Below are 11961 nucleotides of genomic sequence, written 5' to 3' on the forward strand. Positions count from 1 at the left end.
GCCTATTTTGAATAATACGATTCAAATAAATTCAGCGCTATAAAACAAAAATGAACCTGTCCCCCTTTTTTCACAATACTCTATTTACCAGTATTTTAAAACAGCCCTGTTCCCGCTACTACAAAGGATACTGGATACGGTATCCTTTTTTTGTTTTTAGCCTTAAAAACTGGGATCAGAAATCAAAAAGGCACCAACTCCATCCTTGTGTAGCCTTTACCAAAAGAAATCTATAATTGCTTTGTGCCTTAGGGCCTTGGTGGCGTATCATAGTTTCGATACAATAAAGAAATTTATCGATCCCGAGGAATCCTGCTTTTAGCACTTATGGTGAATGTGACGGCTGCCTGCCGTGGTGAGCTACAAGAGCACAGAATCTATTTCACCTAATTTTGGCACTTTTTGTATGAAACCGCTCGGCTCCTGACACCAATCTGAAGGAAACCATCTTTGATAATTTAAGTTTTCTGTGTTTAAAATACCATTCTAACCATTTAACCTACTGCAATTTGTCGTTGACATGTTCACTTATGAAGAATGTTAAGGCACAACAGCCCCATGCCAAACTAGTGAAAATAACATATTTTCGTCCTTAACTTCAACTATTTGGCATTTAGCCCTATACCTTGACGCCATTTTGCCTTTTTCAAAGATTTAATCTTTAATTTTTTGTGTATATAATACACAAAACCATATATTTATGTAAATACCAAGCGCGTTAAACGCACTTATCAAATTGGTATTAAATGCAAACTACTACATCCCTACTGAACTCATTATGTTGCAAGACATTAACTTATTTTACGTCGCTATTTCCTTGATACCGGCATTACTCAATGTCGGTATCTTTGGGTACATCTTCTGGGTGTACCCCAGCAACCGGGAAACCAATATTTTCCTCTTGTTTTTGATCTCCTTGATCACTTGGCAAATTCAGGACACCTTAATGCGGATAAACATTGACTATGAACTGGCTTGCCATATTTCAAGATCATTGGATTTCGGCTGGATGTTTATCGGGGCACTAATCCTTCATTTTCTGTGCTACTACACCAACCATCCCATCATCAAAAACCGCTTCTTTCTCATTACCATTTACGGGATATCTGCCCTTTCTTATGTTGTTTACCTGGCAAATCTTAACGAAGTAATCCTAAGCCATGACGAAAACTGGGGCTATATCACTGGAATTCGACCGGATTCCTATGACCTGTTCAGCCGAGCATGGGTCGGTATCTTGGCATTGGCCAGTTTAGCCGTGTTGATGATCGAATACCTGAACAATCGCAACAGCCCCATTCTAAGAAAACAAATTTTGGTGTTATTCTTAGGGGGGTGTATCCCAGTAGTTCAGGGAATCATCACCCAGGTCTATTTCTCGGCCCTGGGGATGATAGACATTCCCATTACCTCCACCACACTCACCACCTTTTCGATTGCCGCTTTGGTTGCCCTCAGAAAATTCAGGTTATTTGACGTATCCTCTTCCATAGCGTCAGGAAAGATCGTCAGGCAAATCGAAAACGGCATTATGGCCCTCTCTCCAGATGATAAGATCATTTACCTTAATCCCAGTGCCTGCAAATTGTTTGGTGTGGATTGGCAAAGCAGGAATTTTGGAACCTTGAGACAATATTTCGAAACCGAACAAACGTATCAAAAATTTCTCAAAGACCTAAAACTACAACTGTGCAAAAGGGGAAAGGAAAGCTACAGCTCTACCTTAATTGGCTGGAATGGAAAACCGTTACAAATGCTGTTTACCGCCAGCGCCTTTGACCACGGCAGGGGCAAAAAGGGCACACTGGTCATCTTCAATGATATTACAGAAATAAAAGAAGCAAATCACCTGGTACAGCTGGTCAACAAGCGGTACAACTTTATCACCAGGGCATCCGAAGAAGCCATCTGGGAATGGTCAATCCGGGAAAAGACGATCTATTGGAATGAAAACTACGAAGGACTGTTTGGCCATAAAACCCCATTTGGCAAAACCTCCATCGAGCATTGGGTCAAAAAAATTCACCCCGAGGACAAGGATCGTGTATTGGAAAAAATGAAGGCACACGTCTCTGAAAAACGTGAAACGCGCTGGGAAGAAGAATACCGATTTCGAAGAAGTGACGGCACGTACGCCAATGTCTTTGACAAAGGATTTGTGATATATGACGAGGAAGGAGAAGCCTCCGGGATGGTGGGAACCATGCAGGATTTATCCAAAATAAAGGCTTATATCGAAAAAATAGAGCGTCAGAACCAAGAATTCACAGAAATCAATTGGATGCAATCCCATGAAGTCCGCGGTCCCTTGTCCAAGCTATTGGGCCTGATCAGTTATGTTAAAGAATATGGGTTTGATGACGACGAGAACAACAGTTTTCTCCACGAAATGGACGCGGCATGTCACGAATTGGATGATATCGTTCACCGCATTGTCGACAGGGTCCAAAAAGTCCAGAGCTAAGCTTAACATCACTCCTTATTTCCTTCTGCATCATCCAGAAAGCGAATGTTCCGCTTAAGACCGGACAGCTTGGTTCGCTTCACAGCAGATTTCTGAAAGACCTTGCTAAACGTTTCCTGGGTGATTTCTTCCCAATCCCGCTTAGTCATTTCGGCAATTTCGGGATTTGGCTGGAATTGGGGCTCTTGATGGGGGGTGGAAAAGCGGTTCCATGGACAAACATCTTGGCAGATATCGCAGCCAAACATCCAATTGGCAAATTTACCTTTCATGCTAGCAGGAAGCTCATCCTTTAGCTCTATGGTAAAATATGAAATACACCGGCTACCATCCACCACACCGGGTTGCACAATGGCATCGGTGGGACATGCGTCCATGCAGCGGGTACAGGTTCCGCAATAATCCTTGGTCACCGGATCATCGGCGGTCGCCTCCAAATCGATAATCAACTCCGCCAAGAAAAAAAAACTTCCCATATCTCGGTTGAGCAGCAGGCTATTCTTACCCCTCCAGCCCAATCCGGCTTTCTCGGCCCATTGGCGCTCCATAACAGGCGCTGAATCGACAAATGCCCTGCCTTCCACGTCTCCCACAGCTTCTCTTAACCGATAAAGAAACTCCTTTAACTTATCCTTGATGACAAAATGATAATCCTTTCCATAAGCGTACTTGGCAATTTTATAGTCATCAGCCCCTTCTGGCAGCTTTTTTTCCGGGTAATAATTATAAATAAGGCTGACCACCGTTTTAGCTCCTTCCACAAGCTTTGTCGGATCCAGCCGCTTGTCAAAATGGTTGGCCATGTAGGCCATTTCACCATGATACTTACTGTTTAGCCAAGCTTCCAGCCGAGGGGCTTCCTCCTCCAAAAAACCAGCTTTTGCAATCCCGCAATACGTGAACCCCAACGCTGAGGCAAGTCGCTTGATGATGGCTGCATGTTTATCTTTTTGAATCATTGCCGACATTTCTCCTTCTCTTTTAGCCCCCGCTCCAAAGATGACATTATATCCCTATTCTCCAAACAGACTCCCACTTTGCCCACCAAAATGCGGTCGGATGTTCAGGTGCTTATAAGCCAACTCCGTTGCAATCCTGCCCCTTGAAGTCCTTTTCAAGTAGCCCTCCTGAATCAAGAAAGGTTCGTACACCTCTTCGATCGTCTCGCCCTCCTCGCCACAGGCTGTAGCAATCGTAGAAATCCCAACGGGCCCACCCTTGAATTTTTCAATAATGGTCGTAAGGATCCGGTTATCCATCTCGTCAAGGCCATTTTCGTCCACATCCAAGGCGTCCAAGGCGACTTTTGCAATATCCAGTGTAATGGTGCCGTTGCCTTTGATATCGGCAAAATCACGGGTCCTCCGCAAGAGCGTATTTGCGATCCTCGGCGTTCCACGGCTCCGGCGAGCGATTTCATACGCCGCCACTTCATCGATAGGAGCACCCAGGATATTGGCAGAGCGTGTCACGATCGTGGTCAGGAGCTTGGCGTCATAGTATTCCAAACGGGCATTTATCCCAAAACGGGCCCGCAATGGAGAAGTGAGCAAACCGGAACGGGTAGTGGCACCTATGAGGGTAAAGGGATTCAGGGAAATCTGAACCGACCGGGCGTTAGGCCCCGAGTCCAGCATGATATCAATACGAAAATCTTCCATCGCCGAATAGAGGTATTCCTCCACCACGGCATTTAGACGGTGTATTTCATCGATAAAAAGGACATCCCCTTCCTCCAGGTTGGTCAGGAGCCCTGCCAAATCGGAAGGCTTGTCCAACACCGGCCCCGAAGTAATCTTCAAACTAGACTCCAGTTCATTGGCGATGATGTGACTCAAGGTCGTTTTCCCAAGGCCAGGAGGGCCGTGCAAAAGCACATGGTCCAAGGACTCTCCGCGCTTTTTTGCAGCCATGACAAACACCTGGATATTGTCCACAATTTTCTGTTGCCCGGTAAAGTCATCAAAGCTCAACGGCCGCAAGGCTTTCTCAAAGTCCTTGTCGGTCTGGCTCATGTGCTCATCATCGCCCTTAAGATAGTCTTCTCTCATATTTCCTGGTTCCTTGTCTACAAATATAGGAAATGTTTACATCCTCTAGGCATAAGTGGCGCCTCGGAATGGCCAATTCCAAGCAGCTACCGCCCCTTACTGGTAACAATAAGCAATAATTCTCAATGGAATATAGGTTTTCCAAAATCATCTTTCTACCTTTGCAGCCGAAAGGAGGTGTTATATATGATCGTAGTAAACGTAAAAGAGAACGAATCTATCGAAAAAGCGCTTAAGCGTTTTAAGAAGAAATTTGACAGAACCGGAGCAATCCGCGAACTGAGATCTCGTCAGCATTTTGAAAAGCCTTCTGTAAAAAGAAGAACGGAAGTGATCAAAGCTTCCTACAAACAACGACTGAGAGACGAAGAAGGTAAATAATTTATTTTCCTTCCTGAAAATAATTGAGCATATTGGTGTAAGAATTACATCGATATGCTCTTTTCTTTTATAAACTATCTTGAACACGAAAAACGGGCCAGTGCGCACACGGTACTAGCCTATGAAAAAGACCTTGAACAGTTCAAGGAATTTTTAGAGCAGTCCTTTGAGACAGCAGACCTTACCCAAGCAGGACACGGTGAAATTCGGGCTTGGATCGTGGACCTCGTAGAACAGGGGCTTTCTGCCACCACCGTCAATAGAAAGATGGCCACCTTAAGGTCGTTTTATAAATTTTTACTCAGATCGGGAGAAATTACCAAAGACCCCACCTACAAACTAAGGGCATTAAAAACCTCAAAAAAACTTCCCGAGTTTGTCCAAGAATCCACCATGGACCAGTTGCTCAATGACTTGGAATATGAAGCTGGCTTTGAAGGCCAACGGGACAAGATGGTCATGGAATTTTTATACCTCACTGGTGTCCGGCTTTCCGAACTGATCGGATTGACATGGAAAGACATTGACATTCAAGGCAAAACCGTAAAAGTTTATGGAAAAAGAAAAAAGCAACGAATAATACCATTAACTAATACATTAATAGAGAATATTATTTCGTACAAAAAAGATTTTAAAGAAACATTTTCAAATGTAAACGAGAGTGATTATTTTATCGTTACTATTAGTAAAAAGCAAGCATACCCTATGATAATTTACCGGATCGTGAGGAAATATCTAGACCTTTTTGCGCAGACGTCCAAGCGCAGTCCTCACCTTCTGAGACACACATTTGCGACGCACCTGCTCAATAAAGGAGCTGACCTCAACGCGGTAAAGGACTTGCTTGGGCATGCGAATCTCGCGGCCACACAAGTATACACGCATAATTCTATGGAAAAACTGAAGGCTGTGTTTGATCAAGCACATCCTAAAGCCTAAATAAAAGTTTAACTTTTAAAACGTTAATACTATGAAATTACAAATGCATTCAATCCATTTCGACGCTGATCAAAAGCTGATTGATTTTATTCAAAAAAAGGCTGATAAGTTGGACACGTTTTATGATCGCATAATTGACGGTGAGGTGTTTATGAGGCTCGATAAAAACGAGAACAATAAGAACAAGATCGTTGAAATCAAATTGAATGTACCCGGTAAGCAGTTATTTGCAAAACATCAGACGGATAGTTTTGAAGGTGCTGCTGACGAGGCCATCGAAGGCCTCAGGAGACAAATCAAAAAATTCAAGGAAAAACTAGTACTCGCACGACAATGACAATATAACCCAATTCCAAATAATGCAATGACAAACCCGCTCAAGTGAGCGGGTTTTGTTTTTTTAACGTAGCCATGATTTTCACTTAACGCACTTGTTATGAGAAGCTTTTACCTTTGAAACAGTAACGTAAAGCAATGAAAAAGAAATCTATACCGGACGTTTACCTCTTCTTTTATTTTTTGACTTTTATTATTGGCGGGATTGTTTTATTGAATGTGCCCAAAGGGGATTATGAGCTTTTTATTAATCGGCATCACTTTTTGTTGGCCGATTTGTTCTTTTCTTTTATCACCCATGCCGGTGATGGGCTGATCTTTTTGGCCGTATTTCCAATATTGCTCTATTACCGCTTTGCACACGGTATCCTCTGTGTGTTCAATGCTGCCATCCATATGGTTTTATCCGTGATCCTAAAACGGTTGGTTTTTGTCCATTCTCCACGTCCGGCAGAATTTTTCAAGGACATCGACTTGGTTCAGGTAGCCGGCGTTCCCATGCACCATTGGCACTCCTTTCCCTCTGGCCATACCGCTACTGCCTTTGCACTGATGACCATGCTGGCCATGCTTTACCCGAAGCGCCACCGGCTTCAACTAGGTTTTCTGCTCGTAGCCGTTCTGATTGGCTTTAGCAGGGTTTACCTGATGCAGCACTTTATCCTCGATGTCATGGCTGGTTCGGTCCTTGGAGTGGGATCTGCTTTCGCAGCTAGAACTATCGTGAGAACTTACTTTAAGGGAAAAACCTACAAGAAAGGCTTACTCAAAAAGAAAAAAGTTGCCCTGTCTGAGCTTAAACCCGGCTACCAACCTCTCCGCATCAGGATAAAGCCATGGAAATGGCCTTTCTAACAAGCGTATTCACCCACTATCACCCCCAAACTTTTCCCCTTTCCACTGCTTAAAGCGGAGCCAAGAAGTTTTTCTGCCCGTTTCCTGCAGCAAAAAATCAAAAAAATGCTAATTATTTAACGGCTTTTTGACAGATTTGTAGCTTCATGTTGACAGCACACCATATTGTCCCATGACCAAAATATTTTGCAATGAAAGATACCAAACAGCTCAGAATCTACTTGATTGCCGTATTGGCGATCGTTTCTTTTTTTAAGATCCTGTTTACCGCCACCACCTCCCTGAGCCTGTTCTCCGAGGAAACCCAATACTGGCTTTGGTCCCAAAACTTGGACTGGAACTACTATTCCAAACCCTTGATGATTGCCGTTTATAACTTTATCTTCACTGGGATTCTGGGAAATACCGACGTGGCTGTTAGGCTAAGTGCCGTCCTTTTTTCAGCGGGAACGGCGTGGGTGATTTTCGAATTGGGACAGCAGATGTATCGTGATCCGAGGATTGGGTTTTGGGCTGCACTGATGCTCATCGTGATGCCCTACTTCCATTTGGCATCCTTTTTCCATACCACCGACTCTTCCCTGCTCTTTTTCTGGGCATTAAGCTTCTATTGGCTATACCGCGCCACGGTTTCCCAAAAAACCTCTTACTGGGTTTATGCAGGCTTAGCCAGTGCAATGGGCATGTTATCCAAAAACACCATGGTATTGGCTATTCCGCTGATATTTCTTTACCTGCTCTTGGTAGATTTTAAACAGCTAAAGCAAAAGGGCTTTTATGTCTACTGCCTCGTTTTCTCGCTTTCCTTCATTCCGATCATCATCTGGAACTTTCAGCATGATTTTGTCACCTTTAGGCACGTGGGCACTTTGGGAGGTGTAGAAGGGGAGAGCGAGCCTTTTGATATGGGAGAATCCCTGAAATACATTTCAGAATATGTTGGCGGCCAGCTGGGGATTATTTCTGCTTTCTTTATTCCCTTTATGGTCATGGCGATCAGGAGATTGGTAAAATACAAGGAACGAAAAATGCTCTTCAACCTGCTACCGGCCATTTTGGTCTGGATGATGTTTTTCCTGATTTCCATCACCAAGCGGGTAGAGGTCAATTGGCCTGCTTTCGCGTACGTCACCTTGCCCATTGCCATGGCGTATGTCTTGACACTTGTGGGCCAGGGATGGAAAAAGTACGCTACTTATGCCACGGCCATTTCGGGCATCCTTTTGATTTTGATCATGAAGCCCGCTCCATTGGATGCAATAGGTTTCAGAAAGGTACTGCGGCCGGATAAGGATCCCTTGGCCCGACTGGCAGGATACCGGGAAATGGGAGCACGAATTGATTTTCTCGTAGACTCATTGCAATTACAAAAACACTTTATCTTTAGCGACAGCTACCATTTGGCTTCAGAAATGGCTTTTTACGTGGAAGGAAACCCGCAAACCTACACCATCAACCTCGGCAGGAGAAAAAACCAGTTTGACCACTGGCCTGGAATTGACCAGTTCGAGAACCAGCAATATGATGGAGTCTTTGTCCAATGGAATACTGCCGACCGCCCAAAAGTAATAGCGGGATTTGATAAGCGGATCCTGAAAGAGACCCATTACGCCACCTACCGAGGAGATACGGTCCGGGTGTTTAGCATAGAAATATATCAAAACCTACACCATATCGATGAGGTGAAAACCGACAGCTATTAAAACGCTCCGAACCGCCACTTATCGGACATTCACTTCAGCAATTACCTCGTTGGGGTTTTCGACTTTTTGTCGCTCTGAGAGGCTTAGCTGAAGGTCTGCGATGGCCCTCCCCATGGACGGCCGGTCAAGAATAAACACGACCAGCACCACCATGGCCATCCACAGATAGAGGTAATTGGCCGTAATAAAATAAGCGACAATAGCCATCATGGCAGGAATTTCCAATATGGCATATTTCACCACCAAACTGCTCAGGTAACCGGTGAGCTTAGCTTTTAGCGCAGTCATCTCGACAAGCTTAGCCAGCTGCTTCTTAAACAGCAAATTGCTCCCCGCAATCCCAGCCAAGACCATGACCGGAATAAGGTACCTAAACACCGCATCCAATTCGTCATTATTTACAACAGCCCGATCTGTAAAGAAATAGGCCGCCAATAAAAAGGCGATCTGTGCCATCAAGAGCATGCCATGAAGGACATTCAGGCTTTTAAAGTAGTCCTTGGAGGTCTGGGACTGTGTTTTCATACGTGTGTGATTAAAGGTTATGGTTACTTAATGAATGTAAGATTATATTTCTGTAAGGACTAAGATCAAAATACAATCCTTCCAAACCAATATCATTGGCCGCCAATTCCAAAAAATCATATTTCCCCATGGCCTGCGGGTTGTCCTCAGACCGTAGTCCCAGTGCCTCCATCAAGATCAATTCATGGGCGGGATCAATCACGTAAAATGCCGAGGCCTTGGATGCACCGTCCCCAGAACTGAGCATGGTCTCAAAGATCATTTCCATTTGGAAGCTAACTTCCTTATAAGCTGTAGTATCTCCAAGGTGTTCCAGTGCATACAATTGATAATTCATCGTATTGATCTCAAAAGGATATTTATCAAGGATCTTCTCACTAAAAGATACGATTTGCTTTAAGTCTTCCTCGCTATGCGTTTCCTTTTGAAGGATGACTTCAAGGCTATCCTTCACTTGGGCTGATTTATCGGCCTTGTAATCCGGATGAAACACAAACCCATAATACAAATGCCTCAACTCGGAAAGGCCAAGGGTAGCATCTGCTTGCTGAAAGCGCTCCAACAGTTTCGGATAATACATTTCGGAAGCCCTATTCTTGACGGCTCCTTCTATTTTGGAATAATCGGGCTGCTCAAAATCCCAATACTGCGCCCAGCACCCTTGTGCCCAAAGAAACATCATACAAAAAATTGTTACTGCTTTCATGGCAACCGCATTTGACACCAGTCTTCTTAGCCCTGTAGCTCAACTGATTAGTGGAAAAGATCAATTAACTAATACCAAGCCAAAAAGTCAATTTATTTCGTCTATGAAATCATTAATTATTGTTTACGTGCCGGTGATCCTCAAATAACCACTCTCAAAGGCTGTAGGGAATCCACCCTAACCGGCACCACTAAAAGGCCAAGTAAAGTATCCCCAAAATCCCTATGGCCAGGGCCACAAACCCCACCAGGCGATGCTTCATGAACACTGCTCCTATGCAGCTCACTGTGATGCCTAAAAACAACACTGCAAGCAGCCCCATTTCAGCTTGATATGCCCGGCTGGAAACATCTTCCCGATAAGTAAAAAAGGGCTCCTCTTCTGGCACTTCAGCTGCACTATGCCACTCAAAGGAGAAATATAGCGTCATCACCAAGGTAATGGAAGCCAATGCCAATAGCGTGGGGACGAGAAAGTGCTGGTGCAAAATGTCTATCTTCTTCTTCATACCACGGAATCAGATGTGCCCGAAAACGGCCTTGCTCCGGCAAACCGTTTCCAAATGGCCTTAATGACCAAATAAATAAAAAACCCATAAATCCCCGTCGTGACCAGTAAGGAAGGTACGGCAATACCGAAATTGGTGCTTAGCACCGCCACGATGACCAGAAAAGCAACCATTCCACCGCCCCACCGGATCAAAAGCGGCCTTAGCGGGATGTACTTGGCCTGCTGCGCCCGCTTCTTCTTGGTTCGTTCCAGGAAAATGATAAACCCACTCAAGGAGAGAAAGGCAGACCCCAAAGCCAAGACAGCATAAAGTAGCTTTAGCGGAAGGCCTCCAAAATCACCAAAGTGGAAAGATTCTTGGACATAATAAAGCTTGTCCCCGAAGCCTTGTGCGCTGATATTGTATTTGCGCTGCGTACTAAAATCCCTTTTATCCAAATAGAGTTTATTGGACCTCCTTTCATAGGCTTGACCTTTAACATCACCCAGCACTTGGACGATACCTTCGCCATTTGTGGTGGGGCGGATATTCCTTACGTCCAATGCAGGGAATTCCCTTTTTGTCGTCGCTAAAATCTCCTCAAAATCCAGTGGATAGCACGTATCCTCCTCGGCAGAAAAAGGCTTCTCACTTCGCACAAAGCCATTCGGCTGCTTCATGCCAAAACCTTCCATCAGGTAAACCTGTAGCCCCAGCCAAGCCCCTGTAATGGCGATCACCAGGTTAAACGCCAAAGCACTGATGCCGACAAACTTATGCAAATCCGCCTGTGTGATCCGGAGGTTTTTCTTCCTGATCTTCCCGAAGGCTTGCTTTTTGGTGAAATTGCCATAAATCAATAGGCCCGTGACCGTGGAAACCAATAATGCAATCCCCGCCAACCCTACCAGCTGCCTTCCGTACTGCGCTTCATAAAGGCGCACATGGATATTCCTGAGAAAATAACCGAAACTCTTAAAATAATTTCGCTCCCCTAAAATTTCACCGGTATGAGGATTCACGAAAACCTCCCAGAAGGTTGGCTGCATTGGGTCGGGATCTTTTGGCCGAAGGCGTATATTCCATGTGTCAAGGTATGGCTTTGGCAATTCGACTTCAAAAAGCTCATGATCAGGATGGGTGGCTATAACATGTTGCACTGCAGCGGTCAAAGAGGCCTCTTCCGACTGAGGGGCTACCTTGGTCAAGTGGGGATTAAGCAGCCTGTCCACTTCTGGCCTAAACAGCGCGGCCGCGCCTGTAATGCTGAGAAAGGCAATCACCACCCCAACATACAGGCCCACCCAATTGTGAATTTTCCACAGTAACTTGTTATCCATACAACGAAATAAAAAACACGCTTTTACCTATAAATCACCTATCGGTCGGACTGTGGGCAATCTCGTAAACTGAAAACAAAATTGCTTTGTCACGCACCCTCGCAGCAACATAGCAAAACGCCTTTGCGAACGGAGTGAAGCGATTCCTCTATATCAAGACGCCAGAGACGT

12 protein-coding genes are annotated in these 11961 nt (G+C 44.7%); 6 read left to right on the top strand and 6 right to left on the bottom strand.

Features of this window, described 5'->3' with window-relative positions:
• Positions 1 to 778: 778 nt before the first annotated feature.
• Positions 779 to 2464, top strand: a complete 1686-nt coding sequence (locus tag ECHVI_RS03990) for a PAS domain-containing protein (RefSeq protein WP_157501199.1) — start codon at positions 779 to 781, stop codon at positions 2462 to 2464.
• 8 nt (positions 2465 to 2472) lie between these two features.
• On the opposite strand, the gene queG is transcribed toward ECHVI_RS03990, so the two are convergent.
• Together queG and ruvB are read right to left on the bottom strand one after the other, a co-directional pair.
• Positions 2473 to 3432: a tRNA epoxyqueuosine(34) reductase QueG gene (gene queG / locus ECHVI_RS03995; protein WP_015264662.1), complete on the bottom strand. Its 960-nt coding sequence runs from the start codon at positions 3430 to 3432 to the stop codon at positions 2473 to 2475.
• Positions 3433 to 3477: 45 nt separating this feature from the next.
• Complete coding sequence (ruvB, locus tag ECHVI_RS04000; protein WP_015264663.1) at positions 3478 to 4515, bottom strand: Holliday junction branch migration DNA helicase RuvB; 1038 nt, start codon at positions 4513 to 4515, stop codon at positions 3478 to 3480.
• A gap of 186 nt (positions 4516 to 4701) precedes the next feature.
• On the opposite strand from ruvB, the gene rpsU reads away from it, so the two are divergent.
• From rpsU to ECHVI_RS04025, 5 genes are all read left to right on the top strand, one after another.
• The gene (gene rpsU, locus ECHVI_RS04005; RefSeq protein ID WP_015264664.1) at positions 4702 to 4896 is read left to right on the top strand and encodes a 30S ribosomal protein S21; all 195 of its coding nucleotides are present in this window, start codon (positions 4702 to 4704) and stop codon (positions 4894 to 4896) included.
• A 54-nt stretch (positions 4897 to 4950) separates the two neighbouring features.
• A complete protein-coding gene (locus ECHVI_RS04010; protein WP_015264665.1) occupies positions 4951 to 5835 on the top strand; it encodes a tyrosine-type recombinase/integrase in 885 nt (294 codons plus the stop codon).
• 31 nt (positions 5836 to 5866) lie between these two features.
• On the top strand, positions 5867 to 6172 hold the full coding sequence (gene hpf / locus ECHVI_RS04015; protein WP_015264666.1) for a ribosome hibernation-promoting factor, HPF/YfiA family: 306 nt from the start codon (positions 5867 to 5869) through the stop codon (positions 6170 to 6172).
• Positions 6173 to 6309: 137 nt separating this feature from the next.
• Positions 6310 to 7026, top strand: a complete 717-nt coding sequence (locus tag ECHVI_RS04020) for a phosphatase PAP2 family protein (protein ID WP_015264667.1) — start codon at positions 6310 to 6312, stop codon at positions 7024 to 7026.
• Between the two features lie 191 nt (positions 7027 to 7217).
• A complete protein-coding gene (locus ECHVI_RS04025) occupies positions 7218 to 8729 on the top strand; it encodes an ArnT family glycosyltransferase (RefSeq protein WP_015264668.1) in 1512 nt (503 codons plus the stop codon).
• Between the two features lie 18 nt (positions 8730 to 8747).
• On the opposite strand, the gene ECHVI_RS04030 is transcribed toward ECHVI_RS04025, so the two are convergent.
• The 4 genes from ECHVI_RS04030 to ECHVI_RS04045 form a co-directional block, all read right to left on the bottom strand.
• Positions 8748 to 9254 carry a hypothetical protein gene (locus ECHVI_RS04030; RefSeq protein WP_015264669.1) on the bottom strand — a complete coding sequence of 169 codons (507 nt, stop codon included), beginning with the start codon at positions 9252 to 9254 and terminating at the stop codon, positions 8748 to 8750.
• 10 nt (positions 9255 to 9264) lie between these two features.
• On the bottom strand, positions 9265 to 9960 hold the full coding sequence (locus ECHVI_RS04035; RefSeq protein ID WP_157501202.1) for a DUF4919 domain-containing protein: 696 nt from the start codon (positions 9958 to 9960) through the stop codon (positions 9265 to 9267).
• Between the two features lie 190 nt (positions 9961 to 10150).
• Positions 10151 to 10468, bottom strand: a complete 318-nt coding sequence (locus ECHVI_RS04040; RefSeq protein ID WP_015264672.1) for a hypothetical protein — start codon at positions 10466 to 10468, stop codon at positions 10151 to 10153.
• The gene (locus ECHVI_RS04045) at positions 10465 to 11790 is read right to left on the bottom strand and encodes a PepSY-associated TM helix domain-containing protein (RefSeq protein WP_015264673.1); all 1326 of its coding nucleotides are present in this window, start codon (positions 11788 to 11790) and stop codon (positions 10465 to 10467) included. Before ECHVI_RS04045 ends, ECHVI_RS04040 begins: the two co-directional genes overlap by 4 nt.
• Between the last annotated feature and the right edge of the window lie 171 nt (positions 11791 to 11961).

This window comes from Echinicola vietnamensis DSM 17526, assembly GCF_000325705.1.
GTDB classification, from domain to species: domain Bacteria; phylum Bacteroidota; class Bacteroidia; order Cytophagales; family Cyclobacteriaceae; genus Echinicola; species Echinicola vietnamensis.